Below are 20624 nucleotides of genomic sequence, written 5' to 3'. Positions count from 1 at the left end.
ATGCTTTGTTGTAATTTAATTATAAAAAATTAGCACCACGGCATAAAAAATATGGGTAATTTTTCACACTTTTCCACACTTATGTTATTGCCTTAAAAAACCCAGTTTAAACAGAGAAAAGCCGACTAAACTAATACAAGTTCAGTCGGCTCTGTGGCATCTGTATGCTGAAGCTTAAGATCTTCACCAATAACAAATCCCTTGCTCTCTAAGGTTTGCTTCACAGCGAGGTGGGCAATGTCCTTCATGTTATTGTCCTTGCTCAAGTGAGCGAGATAAATGCGCTTTGTCTGGTCGCCGATCAAATCGGTAAGAGCATAACCGCAGTCCTCATTGGAGATATGTCCGTGATCGCCCAGAATTCTTCGCTTGATGTTCCACGGATAGCGGCCCATCATGAGCATGTTGATGTCATGGTTCGACTCCATGACAAAGGCGTCACTGTGCTTGGTGATGCCCTTCATGCGGTCGCTGACATAGCCGGTGTCGGTCATGAGCGTCAGTTTCTTTCCTTCGTGATGGAAGACGTAGAACATTGGCTCTGCTGCGTCATGGGAAACGCCAAAGGATTCGACCTCAAGATCCCCGAACGTCTTCACGGTTTCCATTTCAAATTCAAACTTCTGTTCCGAATCGACTTCACCGATCAGTCCGTTCATTGCCTTCCACGTTTTGGCGTTGGCATAGACGGGCAATTTATACTTTCTTGCCAGAACGCCAAGCCCTTTTATATGGTCGCTGTGCTCATGGGTTACGAGAATACCGTCAAGCTTGTCCAGCTCGCAGCAGCTCGCCTTCTCAAACAAGAGTTTCATTTGCTTTGCGCTCAAGCCGGCATCCACAAGGAGACGGGATTTTCCGGTTTCCACATATATCGCATTTCCTGTACTGCCGCTTGCCAGCACGCTAAATTGCAAACTCATGGGTATAGTCCTTTCTATTGTCCTTTGTCCACTTCCTGTACTGAACTGTCTGTGGCATTGACAAAGTAATGGCCATTTTGGGTTTCAATGGACCATGTTGGTGCATATACCTGCACATTCTCCACGTTTGCCAGACTATAGTATCCAAGGACAATCTTTTGAATTTTGTCGCCGATCGACAAATAGTTGTTTCTGTAGAGCTTTTCGATGGCCTTCATTGGCGGTATGATTTCCTGCTTTGTGCCCTGACGGTAGACGGAGATAAAGGTTTGGGTGTAACCGGTCAGGTTGCCTTTTTCATTCCATTCAAACATCACCATTCCGCTAGGACGGCTTGAATCATCTTCGGTATTAAAGAAGATCGGCTTGCCCTGGTAAACCTGGGTAAACCAGATTTTACGATTCTTTGTATCTTTCTTATAAAACTGGTATTCGTTGCCGCGGTACACGTTATCCTTCAAATATTGGCTCACATCGCTGGTCAGGTCGTCTTTATCCAGCTCCAGCGGCTTCTTCAATTCAAAAATAAGCGTGGTATCCGTGCTGTTCTTGTTCAGCTTGCTTGTCTTGGACTTGATCTCATTTTCCGAGAACGGCGCCCGCTGTCCGCTGATCAAGGTCTGCTTCTCATCATAGCTCTTGGGAAGACTGCTTTTGTATTTAATGTTGTTGTCTTCAAGCTGCTTTTCAAGCGTCGGGTTGAAGATGGTATCCAGTTTGCTTTTCGCCAGTTTCTGTGACAGCTGATAGCCGAGGAAGATGTTCAAGATCAAGAACGTTAAGATAAAGATCGTTTTTGTTTTTTTCCAATCCATCAGTTATCACCCCCTGGCTTCCGGCTGTCCCGGAATAATCGCTGCCAGTCATGATTGGGGCCATAGTTCATAAACCACGCAGGCTTAAGAATATATACGTTGTCCTGGCCCTTCTCATGGGCCATCTCATATCCGACGGTCAGTTTGTTCACAAGGGACATATCATACTCTTTCAATGCCGCCTTGATCTGTTCTGCACCCTGGAGCCGGACCTCTCTTGGCTTGAATGAATTATCATCGAGCACAAGCTCAACCATGGAACGCTGATACTCGTTCAGCTGGTTGTTGGTCCAGTCCAGCCGCACCTCCATACCGCTTCCAATGATCGGGATGCCCCGCACAAAAGGAAGAAATTCAACAGAACCGCTTGAAGGATCCAGATTATAGAAATAGTAAGGATTTCCCCAGCCGGCATGGTTGTTGATGAAGTCCACACTGTTAAACAGCGGGCTTCTCGTCTGCTGGTTAATGTCCTCATCAGGTTCCTGGGCGAAGTTCGTATATTTGATGCGGTTGGTCGCGCGGTTAATATCGAGCGCCGAGTTTTCATCGGTAAAATAGTCTCCCGTATTTCCGCTTTTCACCGTGCTTGGATCCGGAAACAGCGCATTTTTGTACCGGTCGATGGTATCTTCATTCACCGTACGGGTCAAATAGCTGTAGGAATTAAGCGTGAAGCTTTGCTTAGGGAAATAGAAACGGCGGGCCACCTGTGCTCCTTCATCCGTTCCGCTTTCCACATTAAACGGTTCATATTCCAATACCCCGCTTTTCGCATCGTTAATGATGTTTTTCAGCGAATCAAACGGGAAGGTGGTGCTTGCCGTAATCATCTTTCTCTGAGAATAGGAGATGATGTGGGCTTCCACCTCATTGGTATCTTTTTTGTAAAAAATAACCCGGTCCGCTGAAGGAATGGCAAAGGAACCTCCGGATGAAGCCATGTTGAAAATCTGGCTGTAAATATCCGATGTCATGTCTGTCGGATAGACGACTTCGATGTATTCCTTTTGCTTCAATTGATCATCCACTCCGTTAAACGGGCGGGTTTTTGTATCAAAGAACTTCGTGTTATCCAGCATCTGGTTGATGCGCGAGATAAATTTATCGTTGGCCGGCATTCCCCGGTACGAGTTTTTGTCGTAAAAAATGACCTGGCTCGGGCGGATCACATCCGTCACTTTTTTCGTATCGGTCACTTCTTCTTTTTTCACGGTCCGGGTGTCCTCAATGGCGGTATAATTGGGCTTCAACGTCCAAAGGCTCCAGGTGAGAACAAGGCTCAGCGCAATGAGGAACACAAGCACAATCGACTTGATCACTTCAAAATTCTTATAGACCGACTTCACGGTAAATTTAATAGCGTTGTAGATTTTTTTCCACGGCATTGGTTACTCCCCCTTTACCTTTTTTAAAGGAAGGGTAAAATGGATCGTCGTTCCCTGGCCCCATTCACTCTCGGCCCAGATGTCCCCGCCGTGGGCGAGCACAATTTCCTTGGTAATCGCGAGGCCGAGGCCTGTCCCCCCTAAATCTCTGGATCGGGCGCGGTCTACACGGAAAAACCGGTCAAAGATTTTAGACACGTTGTTTTTCGGAATGCCGACCCCCTGGTCCGCAATGCTTACTTTTATCTTTCGGCCGTGAAGGGAGGCGGCAATCGTGATGGTGCCTCCTTCAGGCGAGTATTTAATCGCATTCGAAATGACGTTATCAACCACCTGCGTCATCTTGTCGGTATCGATCTGCACCATAATCTTACGCTCCGGCAGGTTCCGGATAAAGCGAAGGTGCTCATGCTGCAGCATTTCAAACCGGTCGATGATGTCCTGCATAAACTGGACAAGATCGGTCTGGACGAAATTAAACTTGTAATCCTTGCTGTCCATTTTGGAAAGCTGCAAGAGGTCTGTAACCAGGCGGATCATCCGCTCGGTTTCATTTTGCGTAACCTCCAAAAAGCGCGGCGCGATGTTCTCATCCTGCCATGCCCCTTCAGCCAGTGCCTCCAGATAACTCCTCATGGTGGTCAATGGCGTGCGAAGCTCATGGGATACGTTAAACACGAACTCCCGGCGCTCATTTTCAATCTGTTCCTGCTCGGTTACGTCATGCAAAACGGCGATCAGACCGTTTACCGGACCGCCTTCTTTTTGGATCACGGAAAAATTGGCGCGCAGCACGTAATGAACGTTTTGTGTGCTGAAATCGAGCAGCATGCTCTCATATTCATTGTACAGTTCGTCCCATGTATACTGGTCATTCAGCCTCAGCAGCTCCAGCAGGGAATTGCCGAGCGCATGCTGGCGGGAAATGTTCAGCATTTCTTCCGCCCGGTCGTTCATGAGGATAATGCAGCCATCCCGGTCGGTGGCGATTACGCCATCGGTCATATACGTCAGGACCGAACGAAGCTTTCGCCTCTCGCTCTCGGTAATGGCGGTTGCTTCCTGCAGCTTCCGGGTCAGGTCATTGAACGTCATGGAAAGCTGTCCGATCTCATCATCGCCATAAACCTGTACCTTCCTCGAAAAGTCGCCCCGCGCCATCACAAGTGCCTGCTTTCGCATATCAGCCATCGGGCGTGTGATCGTGCGCGCAAGAAAAATACCGAGTATCGCGGTTATTACCAGGGCAATAACGGTACCGGTCGTCAAGATTTTATTAATGTCACTGATCTGCTTATACACGCTTTCGATCGATGATTTAACATAAATCGCGCCAAGCACCTGTTTGTTCTTGTCCACCTGCTGGTCCTTGCCTACAATAATGGGCTTGGCCCAGACAATGACACGCTGATTCGTTGCCGGGTCATACATCTCGGATTGATCCTGAGTACCGTTTAACGCCAGCTTGATCTTGCTGTTTGTGGTGACCTGGCCGATCAGATTTTTGTTGTCGCTGCCAATGACCACTCCGTCTTTGTTCAAAACCAAAACAGATTTGATGTTTTCATCCTTGGTTTCATTGATCAGCTGGGCAATATCGGTTATTAAATTACTGTTGTCATCTTCCGTCGTTTCCTTCATCTGCTGGGCATCAATAATTTTCTGCTCCGCGTTAAACTCGAAGAAATCAAGATTGTTTCGCAGCGCACTGATGTAGTTTTCTTTTAAGTTGTCTTCGAGATTGTTGATGAAGTAAACGCTGATCACCTGCATGGCGATCAAAATGAGCAAAACATAGATCAATACAAATTTAACGTGTATTGATCTGAAAAAGCCTACCTTATCCATTTGTCTACTCCTGATCAGGGTTTCGTAAGTAATAGCCCACGCCGCGTCTCGTTATGATCCAGAGAGGATGGCTTGGGTTGTCTTCCACTTTTTCACGAAGACGGCGGACGGTTACATCCACGGTCCGGACATCGCCAAAATAGTCGTACCCCCATACGGTTTGAAGCAGATGCTCACGTGTCATTACCTGTCCAATGTGCTTGGCCAAATAATACAGAAGCTCAAACTCCCGGTGTGTCAGCTCAATGGACTCCCCGCGCTTAGTCACCAGGTACGCATCAGGGTGGATGGTGAGCGAGCCGATGGCAATCTCGTTGTTCTCATCCACTTCACGCTCTGTTTCCTGCTGGTGGCGGCGCAGATTCGCCTTTACACGGGCAATCAGCTCTCGCGTGCTGAACGGCTTGGTCACATAATCGTCTGCTCCAAGCTCAAGCCCAAGCACCTTATCAATCTCCGAGTCTTTCGCCGTCAACATGATAATGGGTGTATCGTACTTCTTTCGGACTTCACGGCAGACTTCCATGCCGTCCTTCATCGGAAGCATGATATCCAGAAGGATCATGTCCGGTTTCTCATTCTCTATCTTTTCGATTGCTGATACACCATCATACGCACAGGTGACCTGGAAACCCTCTTTCTCCAGATTGAACTGCAGAATATCTGCAATCGGCCTCTCGTCATCTACTACAAGAATCTTTTTGTCCATCCGGTAGTCGCTCCTTTTTTGGAAACCGTTAATTTTTAGTATCTATATATAAATGGATTGGATAATTTTTGGCATGTCTACCCTTTATTTTACCACACTATCTAAATTCTCCATAACGTCAGACTTCTAGGTCAAAAGGTAGAATCCTCTTTTTTTAAAAGGAGGACCGTGGTTATGATTTCCCCGTCAGTCGGAGGGCTAAATCCTCTTTTTGAACGTACACCACCAGCACTGAAATAATCAGGAGCAGAATAGCCAGGGTAAGAACCTGATGAAACGCGTAATGCACGGCCGGTACGGCTAGAAAGGTCCCGAGTCCCGCTACCGTCAGGCTCCTGCGCACGGCAAACAGCACGAGAAACAGGACCGCTGCAGCCGCGGCAACCCGCCAGTCAAACACAAGGATCCCTCCGATAAAGCACGCGACCCCTTTGCCGCCATGAAACTTCAGGGTGATAGGCCACAAGTGCCCCACAATTACCATAAAAAAGGAGACCAGCTGAAGGGCAGGGGAGAAGCCGAATGATTCGGCGAGCTGCACCGCGGCTGCGGCCTTGATCAGATCGCCCGCAAGCGTTAAGACGAAACCCCATGGCCCAATCACGCGCCCTGCATTCCTTGCGCCGATATTGCTGGTGCCTTCCTTTCGAAGGTCAACCCCCTTTAACCACTTGGCCACCAGATACCCCGTCATGATGTTGCCGATGAAATAACAGCCGACTGCGTACAGCACAATATACAGCGTCTCCATGCCCGTCACCCCTTTGTGCGTCTTTTCTTATTTCTAATCTATGGGCGATGCATGCTGCATGTGTAACCCTTAAAAAAATGTAGTAAAAAAGCATGCAGAACGGTAGCTGCATGCCTTTTGTGTCATGATCGTTTTAGGAATAGTAAATTGTTTTACAAGTAAGTAAAGTAAGTAAAATGGTGGCTCGAGACGGAATCGAACCGCCGACACGAGGATTTTCAGTCCTCTGCTCTACCGACTGAGCTATCGAGCCAAAATTTAGTAATACTGTCCGTCGGTTCCCTGTCTCTTCCTCTACTAGTGGAAGCTGACGACGTGAATCCGTCGAGACAACTCGCTGCTTATTCACGATGCATTGCTCGTGACTGAGCTATCGAGCCAAGAATTTAGTGTTACATTGGTTGGTTGCGGGGACAGGATTTGAACCTGCGACCTTTGGGTTATGAGCCCAACGAGCTACCAGACTGCTCCACCCCGCGATGATATGAAGGTGTTTGGACGATGTGTCCAAGTTTGAGGAACTCTTCCTCTACAAGTGATTTCTTGAAGTGTATGCGTCGAGTTTACTCGCAGCTTAATCGTGCTGTAACGCTCGTTGCTCCACCCCGCGATGATATATATGAATGGTAAAAAAATGGCGGACCCGACCGGGATCGAACCGGCGATCTCCTGCGTGACAGGCAGGCATGTTAACCGCTACACCACGAGTCCAGTAAAACAATCTATATTAAAGTGTTTTTTTCTATCGAAAAAAACATGGTATTTTCACTAACTAACATGAAAATACTTGGTGACCCGTACGGGATTCGAACCCGTGTTACCGCCGTGAAAGGGCGGTGTCTTAACCGCTTGACCAACGGGCCACTCTGTAAGAAAAAATGGTGAGCCATGAAGGACTCGAACCTTCGACCCTCTGATTAAAAGTCAGATGCTCTACCAACTGAGCTAATGGCTCTCATAAAGTTTTTTATCGGTTATTAGTCACTTCCTGATCCTATGGAAGCTGACTGTGTGCGCCTTTTGGCTGCAACATCGTTTTAACACGACAAGAGTTATCTTACCATCGTTTTATATTATTTGGCAAGCTGTTTTTTAAAAAATACTAGAAAAAAGTGTTTTTTTCTTCGTAAAAGCAGGGAAGAGGGGGGCAGAATCCCTGTTTTGGCGCTCTGAAAATTGATTTACAAGCCGGTTTGAGAACTTTTCTGGCCGAAATCGGATATTTACTGGCCGATTTTTGACTTTTACTGGACAGTTTTGAAAATTTACTGTCCAAACCCGGATTATGTCAACTACGATATTCATCACAAAACCACAAAATGCAAAAAACCCGGCTTCCGCATGAAAGCGGAGCGCCGGGCTCGCAAAATTCAGTTCGATCAAACAAACACGCCGCGGACCATGTTGGTCTGGGTGCGGTCAGGACCGACAGAGAAGATAGTTAGCGGAATACCGGTAAGCTGAGAAACACGTTCCACATAGTGACGGGCGTTTTCCGGAAGCTCATCCAGAGATTTCGCGCCTGTGATGTCTTCTGTCCAGCCAGGAAGCTCTTCATAAACAGGCTCACATTGACCAAGCACTTTAAGGCTCGCAGGGAATTCGTTGATGACTTCACCTTTGTACTTGTACGCCACACAGATCTTCAATGTCTCGATGCCTGTAAGCACATCGATGGAGTTAAGTGAAAGATCAGTGATTCCGCTGACACGGCGGGCGTGACGGACAACAACAGAGTCAAACCAGCCGACACGGCGGGGACGTCCTGTAGTCGTGCCATATTCGTTCCCGACTTCACGGATCTGATGTCCGATTTCATCGTTCAATTCAGTAGGGAATGGGCCGTCGCCAACACGTGTTGTGTAGGCTTTTGAAACACCGACAACGTGGTGGATCTTGGATGGTCCCACACCGGAACCGATTGTAACTCCCCCTGCAATCGGGTTGGATGAAGTTACAAAAGGATATGTTCCCTGGTCGATATCAAGCATAACGCCCTGTGCGCCTTCGAAAAGTACGCGGCGGCCTTCGTCAAGAGCATCGTTCAGAACAACGGAAGTGTCGCAAACATATTTGGCAAGCTGCTGGCCATATCCATAGTATTCTTCAAGAATTTCTTCTTTAGTAAAGCCTTCTGACTCATAAATTCGTTCAAACAAACGGTTCTTTTCGGCAAGGTTGCGCTCAAGCTTCTCTTCGAATACTTCCTTGTCCAAAAGATCCGCGATACGGATGCCGATACGGGCGGCTTTATCCATGTATGCCGGGCCGATTCCTTTTTTGGTCGTACCGATCTTGTTTACGCCCTTGCTTTCTTCCTCAAGCACATCAAGGCGAAGATGGTACGGAAGGATAACATGCGCACGGTTGGAGATTCGAAGATTTTCAGTATGGATGCCAAGATCATGCAAGTAAGCAAGCTCTTCCACAACTGCTTTAGGATCAACCACCATACCGTTACCAATGACACAAACTTTATCATCATAAAAGATTCCGGACGGGATCAAGTGCAGTTTATATTTCTTACCGTTAAATACAATAGTATGTCCAGCATTGTTACCACCCTGATAACGGGCTACAACTTCTGCTTTCTCAGAAAGATAGTCGGTAATTTTCCCTTTACCTTCATCTCCCCATTGTGTTCCGACAACGACTACGGATGACATTACGCCAGCACCTCCAAATAAACTTAAAAAACACTTTAATTTGCTAGTAACTTAAAAATCCATGATTAGTTTATCAATTATAATAGCAAAAGTCAATGAAACACGAACATTTTAAAATATTCATAGTTAAGCCGTTCGGTTTTGCGCACGAAAGGGCAGGAGAGAAGGCCGCTGTCCGGCATTTACCCGCCATTTTGGAGCAAATACACGCCATAATTTTAAAATACCCGCTAAAATCGGACATTTACCCGCCAAAATTCGATTATGTAAACTACGATCACGTACACGTACCCCCACAATCAGAAACCACAAAAAAAACAGACACCCTCATCCTTAGAGAGTGCCTGTTTCCAATACATTTTATGCGCCGGGCGGCATGCTGCTTTCGTCATGCCGCCGGTCGAGGTTGACGAACTTGTTGTATTCTTTCACAAATGCCAGCTCAACCGTGCCGGTCGGACCGTTACGCTGTTTGGCGATAATGATCTCGATTATATTTTTGCTTTCGGATTCTTTGTCATAATAGTCATCTCGGTACAGGAACGCCACGATATCGGCATCCTGCTCGATACTTCCGGATTCACGGATATCGGACATCATAGGACGCTTGTCCTGACGGGATTCCACGCCACGGGAAAGCTGGGACAGGGCGATAACCGGAACCTGCAGCTCACGGGCGAGCGCTTTAAGGGAGCGGGAGATCTCGGATACTTCCTGCTGGCGGTTTTCGCCCGCTCGGCCGTTCCCCTGAATGAGCTGCAAATAGTCAATCAGGATCATGCCGAGGCCTTTTTCCTGCTTCAGGCGGCGGCATTTGGAACGGATGTCCCCGATACGGACACCAGGCGTGTCATCAATGTAAATACCGGCCGCAGACAGGCTTCCCATGGCCATCGTCAGCTTCTGCCAGTCTTCCGGCAGCAGGGAGCCTGTACGAAGCCTCTGGGCATCAATATTGCCTTCCGCACAAAGCATACGCATAACAAGCTGTTCGGCACCCATCTCGAGCGAGAAGATGGCGACGTTTTCTTCCGTTTTGGTGGCAACATTTTGCGCGATATTCAGGGCGAACGCCGTTTTACCCACGGAAGGACGGGCGGCCACGATGATCAGATCGTTCCGCTGAAATCCTGCCGTCATCCGGTCTAAATCGTTGAAACCGGTCGGTATTCCAGTCACGTCCCCTTTGCGGTTATGCAGCTGCTCGATATTGTCATAGGCAGCCACCAGTACATCTTTTATAGAAATGAAGGCACCGCCGTTTTTGCGGTTGGATACCTCCAGAATAGTCTTTTCCGCTTCGTTTAAGACCGCTTCAACCTCTTCTTCACGGGCGTAGCCGTTGGCCGCGATTTCGGTCGCTGCACGGATCAAACGGCGAAGAAGGGATTTTTCTTCCACGATCTGGCTGTAGTAATCAATATTGGCCGCGGTCGGTGTGCTGCTCGCGAGGTCACTTAAATACGAGACACCGCCGATTTCGTCAAGAAGCTTCCGGTCGGCGAGCGCGGCTGTTGCCGTCACAAGATCGACAGGTTCCCCTTTTTCCGATAAATCGAGCATCACCTGATAAATACGCTGATGGGAGGCACGGTAAAAATCCTCCGGGATCAAAATTTCCGAAGCGGTAACCAATGCTTCCGGCTCCAGAAAAATAGCGCCCAGGACCGCTTGTTCGGCCTCAATGTTCTGTGGTGGGATGCGATCAACAAAAAGATCACTCATCATTCTTCCTCCTGATAAGATCATCTGCCATTTTTGGCAGAAAGACCCTGATTACAGAAGAATGAGACCGGTCAGTTCCGGTCCCATTGGCTTTCTGCTTATGCTTCAACTACGTGTACTTTAATCGTTCCTGTCACTTCCGGATGAAGCTTTACAGGTACGTTGGTGTATCCCAACGCTTTAATGGGATTCGTAAGGTCAATTTTTCGCTTGTCAATCGTTACATTGGACTTCTTCAAACCGTCTGCGATCTGCTTGCTTGTCACCGATCCGAACACGCGGCCGCCTTCACCGGTTTTGGTTTTGATTTCAACTTCCATCTTCTCGAGCTTTTCTTTGAGCTGCTTGGCTTCTTCCAAAGCGGCTGCAGATTTTTTCTCTTCGCTTTTCTTTTGGCCTTCTACCACAGAAAGGGCACCTTTGGTAGCTTCTGTAGCAAGGTTGTTCGGCAATAAGTAGTTGCGGGCATACCCTTCGGATACGTCTTTAATTTCCCCTTTTTTACCTTTTCCTTTTACATCCTTAAGAAAGACTACTTTCATTCTTCTTCTCCCCCTTCGAAGTATTCATCGATGACCGCTTTTAATTTGGTCTCTGCGCCATCGAGCGTTTCATTATCTAGCTGGCAGGCTGCATTGGTCAGATGGCCGCCGCCGCCAAGCTGTTCCATGATCATCTGAACATTTACTTCTCCGAGCGAACGCCCGCTGATGCTGATTTTTTGGTCGTGACGCTTGGCAATGACAAACGAAGCAGTCACATCGTTCATGGACAGCAGCGTATCAGCTGCCTGGGCAATGAGTACCTGGCCGCATTCCTCGCCAGGCTCTGCCTTGGAAATCACAACGCCGTTTTTATAGGTTCTTGCATTTTCAATGAGTTTTGAACGGGTCTTATACGTTTGAAGGTCTTCCTTCAAGAACCGCTGGACGAGGATGGTATCGGCGCCGTGAGCTCTTAAATAGGAGGCAGCATCAAACGTCCGGGAACCGGTCCTGAGCGTAAAGCTTTTTGTATCCACAATAATCCCCGCGAGCAAGGCGGTCGCTTCAAGCATGCGCATTTTAAGCCGCTTCGGCTGATATTCCAGAAGCTCGGTCACCAGCTCGGCGGTAGAAGAAGCATAAGGTTCCATATACACAAGCACCGGATCTGCGATAAATTCTTCCCCGCGGCGGTGATGGTCAATAACCACCACATGGTCAAGTTTCGAAAGCAGACGTTCTTCCATCACCATGGACGGCTTATGAGTGTCCACGACGACCAAAAGTGTGCCGGCCGTTGAAATTTCAAGCGCTTCTTCCGGAGTAATGAAATGCTTCCAGAGAGAATCGGTTCCTTTTATTTCATTCATCAGCCGCTGGACGCCGGTATCCAGGTCAGAAGTATCGAGGACGATATATCCTTCCTTGCCGTTCACCTGCGCAACTTTCAAAATCCCCATGGCAGAGCCCATGGAATCCATATCGGGGCTTTTGTGCCCCATGATAATGACTTTGTCGCTGTCGAGGACAAGTTCACTTAACGCATGGGAAATGACCCGGGCTCTTACCCGTGTGCGTTTTTCCACCGGATTGGTTTTTCCGCCGTAGAAGCGCACTTTTCCGTTTTGCTGCTTGATGGCCACCTGATCGCCGCCGCGGCCAAGCGCAAGATCAAGGCTCGATTGGGCCAGCTGGCCGAGCTCAGGCAGTTCAAGCGGTCCGGCTGCCACACCCACACTCAGTGTGAGGGCTACATTTTCTTTTGAAGTCGCATCTCTTACTTCATCCAGCAGCGCAAACTTGTTTTTCTCAAGCTCATGTAAAATCCGCTGGTTAAATACCGCTAAAAAACGCTCGGAAGAGGTCCGTTTTAAATAGATTCCATGATCGGTTGCCCATTTGTTCAGAATGGAAATAACTTTGGAGTTAATTCTTGAACGGAACTGGTCATCAAGCCCCTGAGTAACTTCTTCATAGTTATCAAGGTAAATGAGGCCAAGGCAGGTTTGCTCCTCCTCATACAGGTGTTCAACTTCAAGCTGTTCCGTTACATCGAAGAAATAGAGAAGGCGTTCTTCCTTTTTAAAATGCACTTCAAATTTTCTTGATTTTAAATTCACGATTTCTTCCCGTGCATCACTTTTGATATACGGCACGAGGTCCTCAGAAATAAGATTCAGAGAATGGCCGATGAACGCTTCTTCTCCGACCCAGGCTCCCATGAACGGATTGGCCCACTCAATTTTGTAATCTTCATCATACAGAATGATCCCGATCGGCATTTCCATCAATGCTTCTTCTCCGACCTTCTTGATGCGGTGGGAAAGCGTGGAGATGTAATCGCCGAGGTCCTCCTGGAATGAATTCTCGGCCCGCATCATCAAATAAAAGATCACGCCCAAGACTACAAAACTGACAGCCCCGAGGATCCACTGGTAGGACATGATGACAATTACTAAAAGGACCGATATGACGCACAAGGCTATCTGTGGATAACCATGCCACCGTTTTAATAAAAACTTAGGCATACTTTCAGCTCCTACTGTCTGGTATTTATCCGTTTCTTTAATTCGAACCCTAAGTCAATTATACCTAAGAATTTAACGACTTCCATAAGAATTGGCATATAGGAAGAAGTAAATATTACTAGCAGAGTTATAAATACGGGAACGGCCTTGGGCCAGCCCTTATTCCTGGCAAAGCTAAAGATAACGGTAAGACCCTGTACGACAAGTACAAGGGACAATATGATATATAAATTAATCGTAAGAATGTATATTCCAGACCCTTTTTCCGCATTCATGAAAGAAAGCACAAGGGCCAAAATGTAATACCACAAAAATGATTTTGGAAGCGACCAGCCGCGGAATGGCGGAAATGGCCGGTACTCGAATTTCATTCTTTTTAATATACGTGCAGCAATCCACTGGGTGATCAGCGTGGTAACGACGGCTCCGATAATGATGGCCGTCGGCAGCAGGTACGGGATCATCTCCACCTGCTGGCGCATCTGTTCGAGCTGGGGCAGATCCTGGCCCATTTCTTTATAAAATTTGCCAACCTGGCCAATCGTACGGTTCAGCTGGGTTTGGGCATCTTTTACGACATCCAGGTTCAAGAGAAGCTTTGCAAAAATCAACAGCATCAGAAAGTTAAAGATGCCAACAAGGCTTCCGCCCAAAAGAACGCCGAATGCAGAGGTCTTCCTCTTATATAAATCGCCCATAACAATCCCCAGGAGACCGGATGGGAACGCATAGATGAATCCAGCTGTTCCGCCAATCACAAAGGATAAAACGAGCGTAACCGCCCATACAAGCAGACCCGGCTTCCATCCGTGCTTATATGCAAACAGGATGAGCGGAATCGGCAGTAAAAAATATGTGAGTATGCCGAAAAGCGGCACATTAAGACTGATGAGCATGAGAATAATATAAACGCCAGCCATTACAGCTCCGTCTACGATGGTTGATGTTTTCCGCAATTGGTTCACCTCTGGCTTTATTGCCTACGGTATTTATTGTAGTAAATTATTTGCTGTAAATCCAATGATATTCATTAGCTTAACCTTATTTTACCCAATCTAACATGCACAACAGTATCTACCTTACCATGTTGTCCTTTATAATGGAATTCGAACTAGCCCGCTAGTTTTTAAATCCATAGGAAAAGAGGAGAGATACAATGGAGCTTATTGTATATTTGGCAGGACAGATTCATGACGACTGGCGCGAAGAAATCAAATCACAGGCAAGTGAGCGGAATCTTCCCCTCACCTTTGTCGGGCCAATGGAAGACCACGACCGGTCGGACAATATCGGAGAAGAAATCCTAGGCAAACAGCCTAACGCTGTTTTGAAGGATGAGGCGGCTTCAAGCATCAACAATCTACGCACGGACATCCTGATTAAAAAAGCAGACGTCGTGATCGCCTTGTTCGGCGAAAAATACAAGCAGTGGAACACGGCGATGGATGCCGCAAGAGCCACTGCCCTGCAAAAGCCATTGATCCTGATCCGTCCGGAGTCACTTCATCATCCGTTAAAAGAGCTTTCCAACAATGCCAGCCTGGTGGTTGAAACCCCCGAACAGGCAGTAAGAGCCCTCTCCTACATCTTTGAATCGTAATAAAGAAAAGCGGCAAAAATCCAGTGGATTTGGCCGCTTTTTTGTTGTTTATTTACTAATAAATTGAACTTAAGTTGATTGGAGTGTAGGATGCGAGACTCCAGTGGGAAAAGCGGGACAGCTGAGACCCCGCAGGAGCTTGCGACGAGGAGGCTCAGCGCCCGCCCACGGAAAGCGAGCATTCCGGAACGGAAATCAACACTTCCCGTACAATTAAAAAACACAGCAAAGACTGATCTTTACCGTGCTTTTTAAAACTGAAAACTATTCAGTTACATATGGTAGCAGCGCCATGAAACGTGCACGTTTGATAGCACGAGTCAATTGACGTTGGTATTTAGCAGATGTTCCTGTCACACGACGAGGAAGAATCTTACCGCGTTCTGATACGAAACGCTTAAGAAGATCCACATCTTTGTAGTCGATGTAAGTGATTTTGTTTGCAGTGAAGAAACAAACCTTACGACGCTTTTGGCGTCCACCGCGACGTCCAGCCATGTTTATTCCCCTCCTTCTAGTTGGATTTTTGTATGTTGTCGTTCAATATATGCTTGTCTTAGAATGGCAAATCGTCATCAGAGATGTCGATTGGAGTGCCATCGTTAGCAAATGGGTCATCATTAAAGTTACTGCGCTTTTGGTTCTGGTTTTGATTCTGGTTTTGGTTCTGTTGCTGCTGCCCATAACCGCGGTCACCTGATGGCCCGCCAAAGTTGTTTCCGCCCTGGCTTTGGTACTGCTGACCTCCGCCCGCATTCGCATTCTTCGGCTCAAGGAACTGGACACTCTCAGCCATAACCTCAGTCACGTATACACGCTGTCCCTGGTTATTGTCATAAGAACGTGTCTGGATGCGTCCGTCTACTCCGGCAAGTGAACCCTTCTTCAAGAAGTTGGCCACGTTTTCAGCCGGCTTACGCCAGATTACACAATTGATAAAATCTGCTTCGCGCTCACCCTGCTGATTTGTAAATGCACGATTTACTGCCAAAGTAAAGTTTGCAACTGCCACACCGGTCGGGGTATAGCGCAATTCCGGATCCTTCGTTAAACGTCCAACAAGGACTACACGATTTAGCATTAGAACCTCTCCTTCAACGTTAAAAAATTATCTCTCGTCTGCAATTGTCATGAAACGAAGAACATCTTCGTTAATCTTCATAAGACGGTCGAATTCATTGATCGCTTCTACAGGAGAATTGATGGTCAATAGCGTGTAATATCCATCACGGTAGTCGTTGATTTCATAAGCTAGACGCTTTTTACCCATTTCTTTCTCGTTAGCAATTTCCGCACCATTATCAGTAAGGATAGTCTTAGCTCTTTCTTTAACAGCTGCAAGAGCATCCTCTTCAAGATTTGGACGGACGATGTACATGATTTCGTACTTTTTCATTCCGGTCACCTCCTTTTGGTCTAAACGGCCCACAACGGGGCAAGGAGTAAACTATCAACATTTCTTTACAATCGATAATTAACTCACAATAATGAATTATAGCAAATACCCGTACAAAACACAAGGCCCTGCAATGATTAATAGAAAAAAGGAAAAGCATGAGCGCTTTTCCTCTAAAAATGTATGATATTAAACGTTGAAACGGAAGTGGACTACATCTCCGTCTTTCATTTCATATTCTTTACCTTCAAGACGCACACGGCCTTTTTCCTTGGCAGCTGCCATGCTGCCGGCGCTCATCAAATCATCATAAGCAACCACTTCAGCACGGATAAATCCGCGTTCGAAGTCCGTATGGATGATACCCGCACACTGTGGCGCCTTCATGCCCTTGCGGAACGTCCATGCACGCACTTCCTGCACACCGGCTGTAAAGTATGTTGCCAATCCAAGGAGAGAATAAGAGGCACGAATCAGCTGATCAAGACCCGCTTCCTGAATGCCAAGCTCTTCAAGGAACGCACTCTTTTCGTCACCTTCAAGCTCTGCGATCTCCTCTTCGATCTTGGCACAAATCACAATAACTTCAGCATGCTCGCGGGCAGCATATTCCCTTACTTTCTCAACATGCTCATTTCCGCCTTCGAGCAAATCCTCTTCGCTGACGTTCGCTGCATAAAGGATCGGTTTCGCTGTAAGCAAGTGAAGGCCGTAAACGATTTTAGTTTCTTCTGGCGTCAATTCAACACTTCTTGCAGGAAGTTCATTCAGCAATGCTTCTTTAATTTTCAAAAGCACGCTGTGTTCCGCAACCGCTTCTTTGTCTTTTGACTTGGCTAATTTTTCGACCCTGGAGATCCGCTTATCAACGGTTTCCATATCGGCAAAGATAAGCTCAAGATTGATGACTTCGATATCATCGATCGGGTCGACTTTTCCGGAAACGTGGGTGATGTTCTCATCCTCAAAGCAGCGTACAACCTGAAGGATCGCATCCACCTGGCGGATGTGGGACAGAAACTTGTTGCCCAGACCTTCCCCTTTGCTTGCACCTTTAACGATACCGGCAATATCCGTAAATTCAAATGCTGTCGGAACCACTTTTTTAGGCTGAACCATCTCAGTCAGCTTGTGCAAACGGTCATCCGGCACTTCAACAATCCCTACGTTCGGATCGATCGTACAGAACGGATAGTTTGCGGATTCCGCGCCAGCCTGTGTGATGGCATTAAAAAGCGTCGATTTCCCTACGTTCGGAAGACCGACAATTCCAGTTGTTAAAGCCATTTATTCCACTCCTCATTGATTACAATCATCATATATTTTTCGTTCCATTACTTGTTAGCACATCTTTCATCATTATAGGGTGTTGGCAGGCAAAAAACAAGTTATACAAAAGCGGTTGCTTCCGTTACAGGATGCTCGCTTTCCGCGGGCGGGCGATGAGCCCATCGTCGCAAGCGCCTACCTGGTCTCATCTATCCCGCTTTTCCCGCCGGAGTCTCGCACCTTTCACTCCAATCAATTGGTGCCTGAACAAAAAAGCAGAACCAGCGCTTGAAATACGCCGGTTCTGCTTTTGTTTCACGTGGAACACAAAGATATCTTTTTTTATTCCTGGTTGGAGACCAGGACCTTTTTCATTTTCTTCGTAAAGTCTCTTCTGGGAATTAGAACACTGTGCTGGCATCCCATGCATTTAATCCGGATGTCAGCCCCCATGCGGATAATTTTCCAACGGTTGGTTCCGCACGGGTGAGGTTTTTTCATTTCCACTTCATCATTTAAAAAGAATTCTTTTCCTTCCAAGTCCATCACTCCCCAAACGCTTTGCTTTTATATTATTCTATAGAGAAAATTGTAATGGCACAATGGGTATTATGTTTATTCATGTTCTGCAAGTGTTGTCTTGTGATAAGAGACAAGCTTTTGAAAGGGAAGTTCAATACCTTCTTCATCCAAGCGGATTTTAATCGCTTTCTTCAGTTCTCTTGTGATTTTAAAGTGGGTCATGGGCAGCACTTCAGCTGTCACCCTGATCACGACTTCTGTGGCGCCGACTGACTGAATACCGAGAACTTCCGGCTCTGCCACCATTTCTGGATACTCGACGGTTTTTTCCTTCACTACTTCTTCAATGATAGCCTGTGCCCGGTTCACATCCTCTTCGTACGCAATACTGACATCCACGACAGCAATACTGTTATTAACGGAGAAGTTTGTAACTTCTGTGATGGATGAGTTCGGTATGATATGAAGCTCACCGGTCCACTGCTTGACTTTCGTTGTTCGCAGTCCGATTTCTTCCACCGTTCCCTCAAACGAGTTGATTCTTACCGTATCCCCTACGGAAAATTGCTGCTCAAATATAATAAAGAAACCGGTGATAATATCCTTTACCAGACTCTGCGCACCAAAACCGATAGCCAGTCCGACCACTCCGGCTCCTGCAAGAAGGGCTTTAACATCTATGCTAAATTCGGTCAGCACCATAAGAAGCGCAATAAAATAAATAAGGTAAGCAGCCACATTATCGAGAAGCCGGATCAGCGTGTTCTCACGGCGCTCCGACATCCGCAACGGACTTTTCATCCTTATTTTAAAAATATTGGTAATGGCCGCTCTTACGATTTTAACAACGATCGCAGCCCCAAATAAAATGGCGACAATCTTAAGCACTTTCATGCCCAGGTTAATCCATAAGTCGCCATCACCTACCTGCTTGTATACTTCCTCTGCCTGCTGGACTACACTGAGTAATTCCACTCCGCCCCAACCTCCAAATAAATCTCAACTAAGCCTTAATGTACCCAACTTCGGCTGAATTTTCAACGATTAACACATCCTGGTGGAAACAGAGGGCTTAAAATTTGGAGGAAGGGGGTATAAAACATTTAACTGAAGGTAATTAAAAGGCGTTACGGGACCAGAAGCACAGCCTGCTCCGACTAATAATAGACCATACTCGTTCTGGCGCGTTCCAAAAAATGATGGCAGCTAAGTCCTTACTCGATGTATAGTATTGCCAATTAGTCCGTATACTGGTAGTAACATTTTAAAGGAGTGGATTTTATGTTCCTTAAAAGGAAGCTCGTTCCCGATAAACCTTTTCTATATAAAATGCACCATGAGGAAAAAGAAGCTTGCATGATCATCACAGAAAAAATTGGGAACCTTCTTCCTAATACGCAAACCACTCCAGTCGTCGTGGTTTGTATAGGGACAGATCGTTCCACTGGGGATGCGCTTGGCCCTTTGGTGGGCACCAAGCTTCACGCTATCAAAGCTTTTCCGTTTCACGTTTACGGGACACTGGATGATCCAGTACACGCGGTTAACCTGAAAGATAAGCTTAAAATGATCGAACAAAAGCATCCGGATGCTTTTATCATAGGAATTGATGCGTGTCTCGGGAAACTTAACCATGTGGGAATGGTCTCCATTGGAGATGGACCCGTTAAACCAGGTGCAGGGGTCAATAAAGAGCTTCCGCCGGTTGGCGATATGCATTTAACCGGTATTGTGAACGTCAGTGGATTTATGGAATATTTCGTTCTTCAGAATACAAGGTTAAGCGTTGTTATGAAGATGGCCGAATTAATCGCGGATTCCCTCTATTTCGCCTCCATGAGCCAGCGGGTGAAAAAGAATATCACGCCACTTCCCATTAAAGAAGATTTGTACAGCATCAATAAAAAGAAGCCCGCTTTTTAACGTTCCTTGATTTATTGCAATCAAAAACGACCAGATTCCATTCTGGTCGTTTTCTTATGCCCCTATCATTTGATCATGTTATACCAGCTGACTCCGCCATGTTTGGATTCAGATATCCCATGGCTGACAAACCCCAGTTTTTCATAAAAAGAAACCAGTTCCTGTTTACAGGTTAAGGTGATACCTTTTCTTTCATTCTCATGAACAAGCTCTTCCATTTTCTCCATTAACAGCGTGGCAATCCCCTGGTTTCTTGCCTGTCTGGAAACGGCCACTCCTAAAATGCTCTGATACCCTCCAGTTTTCGGATTCTCCTGGATTTCTTTGAAAAGATCATCGGTTATGTAGGGGTGAGGAATAACAGGACCATTAATATACCCGAGTATCTTTCCATCCTGTTCAGCCACAATAAAGGTATCAGAGATCACTTGAATCCTTTCTATAAAAACTTCTCTTGTTGCGGCTTCATCTTTGGAGAAGCCCTCATTCTCAATAACTGCCAGCCCTTCTAAATCTCCTGGCTGTACATTTCTTAAAGAGATCATGTTAACGATAGCTCCTATTCTTTAAAAAAAGA

20 protein-coding genes and 5 tRNA genes are annotated in these 20624 nt (G+C 46.7%); 2 read left to right on the top strand and 23 right to left on the bottom strand.

Going from position 1 to position 20624, the window contains the following annotated elements; all coding sequences use genetic code 11:
• Positions 1-125: 125 nt before the first annotated feature.
• From QYB97_RS21815 to QYB97_RS21740, 16 genes are all read right to left on the bottom strand, one after another.
• Complete coding sequence (locus QYB97_RS21815; RefSeq protein WP_301168141.1) at positions 126-923, bottom strand: MBL fold metallo-hydrolase; 798 nt, start codon at positions 921-923, stop codon at positions 126-128.
• Positions 924-937: 14 nt separating this feature from the next.
• Positions 938-1738, bottom strand: a complete 801-nt coding sequence (locus tag QYB97_RS21810) for a two-component system regulatory protein YycI (RefSeq protein WP_301168140.1) — start codon at positions 1736-1738, stop codon at positions 938-940.
• Positions 1738-3126 carry a YycH family regulatory protein gene (locus tag QYB97_RS21805; RefSeq protein WP_301168139.1) on the bottom strand — a complete coding sequence of 463 codons (1389 nt, stop codon included), beginning with the start codon at positions 3124-3126 and terminating at the stop codon, positions 1738-1740. The genes QYB97_RS21810 and QYB97_RS21805 overlap by 1 nt, the downstream gene beginning before the upstream one ends.
• 3 nt (positions 3127-3129) lie before the next feature.
• Positions 3130-4974: a cell wall metabolism sensor histidine kinase WalK gene (gene walK, locus QYB97_RS21800; protein ID WP_301168138.1), complete on the bottom strand. Its 1845-nt coding sequence runs from the start codon at positions 4972-4974 to the stop codon at positions 3130-3132.
• Between the two features lie 4 nt (positions 4975-4978).
• Positions 4979-5683: a response regulator YycF gene (yycF, locus tag QYB97_RS21795; RefSeq protein ID WP_301168137.1), complete on the bottom strand. Its 705-nt coding sequence runs from the start codon at positions 5681-5683 to the stop codon at positions 4979-4981.
• Positions 5684-5855: 172 nt separating this feature from the next.
• On the bottom strand, positions 5856-6434 hold the full coding sequence (locus QYB97_RS21790) for a glycerol-3-phosphate acyltransferase (RefSeq protein WP_301168136.1): 579 nt from the start codon (positions 6432-6434) through the stop codon (positions 5856-5858).
• Positions 6435-6611: 177 nt separating this feature from the next.
• Positions 6612-6687: transfer RNA gene (locus tag QYB97_RS21785), tRNA-Phe, on the bottom strand.
• 149 nt (positions 6688-6836) lie between these two features.
• Positions 6837-6913: transfer RNA gene (locus QYB97_RS21780), tRNA-Met, on the bottom strand.
• Positions 6914-7069: 156 nt separating this feature from the next.
• Positions 7070-7145: transfer RNA gene (locus tag QYB97_RS21775), tRNA-Asp, on the bottom strand.
• A 77-nt stretch (positions 7146-7222) separates the two neighbouring features.
• Positions 7223-7297: transfer RNA gene (locus tag QYB97_RS21770), tRNA-Glu, on the bottom strand.
• A 16-nt stretch (positions 7298-7313) separates the two neighbouring features.
• A tRNA-Lys gene (locus QYB97_RS21765) sits at positions 7314-7389 on the bottom strand.
• 424 nt (positions 7390-7813) lie between these two features.
• Complete coding sequence (locus QYB97_RS21760; protein ID WP_301168135.1) at positions 7814-9100, bottom strand: adenylosuccinate synthase; 1287 nt, start codon at positions 9098-9100, stop codon at positions 7814-7816.
• Between the two features lie 360 nt (positions 9101-9460).
• The gene (gene dnaB / locus QYB97_RS21755; RefSeq protein WP_301168134.1) at positions 9461-10825 is read right to left on the bottom strand and encodes a replicative DNA helicase; all 1365 of its coding nucleotides are present in this window, start codon (positions 10823-10825) and stop codon (positions 9461-9463) included.
• A gap of 98 nt (positions 10826-10923) precedes the next feature.
• A complete protein-coding gene (rplI, locus tag QYB97_RS21750; RefSeq protein WP_301168133.1) occupies positions 10924-11367 on the bottom strand; it encodes a 50S ribosomal protein L9 in 444 nt (147 codons plus the stop codon).
• Positions 11364-13337, bottom strand: coding sequence for a DHH family phosphoesterase (locus tag QYB97_RS21745; protein WP_301168132.1), 1974 nt, complete (start codon positions 13335-13337; stop codon positions 11364-11366). The genes rplI and QYB97_RS21745 overlap by 4 nt, the downstream gene beginning before the upstream one ends.
• 11 nt (positions 13338-13348) lie before the next feature.
• Positions 13349-14293, bottom strand: a complete 945-nt coding sequence (locus tag QYB97_RS21740) for a YybS family protein (RefSeq protein WP_301168131.1) — start codon at positions 14291-14293, stop codon at positions 13349-13351.
• Between the two features lie 200 nt (positions 14294-14493).
• Between QYB97_RS21740 and QYB97_RS21735 the strand changes: the two genes are divergently transcribed.
• Positions 14494-14937, top strand: coding sequence for a YtoQ family protein (locus QYB97_RS21735; RefSeq protein WP_301168130.1), 444 nt, complete (start codon positions 14494-14496; stop codon positions 14935-14937).
• Between the two features lie 264 nt (positions 14938-15201).
• Here the strand turns inward: QYB97_RS21735 and rpsR are convergent, their stop codons facing one another.
• The 6 genes from rpsR to QYB97_RS21705 all read right to left on the bottom strand — a co-directional run bounded on the left by rpsR (position 15202) and on the right by QYB97_RS21705 (position 19099).
• Positions 15202-15435 (bottom strand): 30S ribosomal protein S18, encoded by a 234-nt coding sequence (gene rpsR / locus QYB97_RS21730; protein ID WP_301168129.1) that lies wholly within the window; start codon positions 15433-15435, stop codon positions 15202-15204.
• A gap of 58 nt (positions 15436-15493) precedes the next feature.
• Entirely contained in the window at positions 15494-16018 is a 525-nt protein-coding gene (gene ssb / locus QYB97_RS21725) for a single-stranded DNA-binding protein (RefSeq protein ID WP_301168128.1), read from the bottom strand.
• A 27-nt stretch (positions 16019-16045) separates the two neighbouring features.
• Positions 16046-16333 carry a 30S ribosomal protein S6 gene (gene rpsF / locus QYB97_RS21720; protein WP_301168127.1) on the bottom strand — a complete coding sequence of 96 codons (288 nt, stop codon included), beginning with the start codon at positions 16331-16333 and terminating at the stop codon, positions 16046-16048.
• Positions 16334-16522: 189 nt separating this feature from the next.
• On the bottom strand, positions 16523-17620 hold the full coding sequence (ychF, locus tag QYB97_RS21715) for a redox-regulated ATPase YchF (protein WP_301168126.1): 1098 nt from the start codon (positions 17618-17620) through the stop codon (positions 16523-16525).
• A 324-nt stretch (positions 17621-17944) separates the two neighbouring features.
• Positions 17945-18142: a DUF951 domain-containing protein gene (locus tag QYB97_RS21710; RefSeq protein WP_301168125.1), complete on the bottom strand. Its 198-nt coding sequence runs from the start codon at positions 18140-18142 to the stop codon at positions 17945-17947.
• A 75-nt stretch (positions 18143-18217) separates the two neighbouring features.
• Entirely contained in the window at positions 18218-19099 is an 882-nt protein-coding gene (locus QYB97_RS21705; protein WP_486599098.1) for a mechanosensitive ion channel family protein, read from the bottom strand.
• A 306-nt stretch (positions 19100-19405) separates the two neighbouring features.
• Here QYB97_RS21705 and yyaC point away from each other — a divergent pair, with 306 nt between their 5' ends.
• The gene (gene yyaC / locus QYB97_RS21700; protein ID WP_301168124.1) at positions 19406-20047 is read left to right on the top strand and encodes a spore protease YyaC; all 642 of its coding nucleotides are present in this window, start codon (positions 19406-19408) and stop codon (positions 20045-20047) included.
• Positions 20048-20112: 65 nt separating this feature from the next.
• Here the strand turns inward: yyaC and QYB97_RS21695 are convergent, their stop codons facing one another.
• On the bottom strand, positions 20113-20592 hold the full coding sequence (locus QYB97_RS21695) for a GNAT family N-acetyltransferase (RefSeq protein ID WP_301168123.1): 480 nt from the start codon (positions 20590-20592) through the stop codon (positions 20113-20115).
• Positions 20593-20624: the final 32 nt, after the last annotated feature.

This window comes from Fictibacillus fluitans (assembly GCF_030418125.1).
Lineage (GTDB): Bacteria > Bacillota > Bacilli > Bacillales > Fictibacillaceae > Fictibacillus_C > Fictibacillus_C fluitans.
Note: the sequence above shows the minus strand (reverse complement) of the source record. Positions and strands in the feature narration are given on the sequence as shown.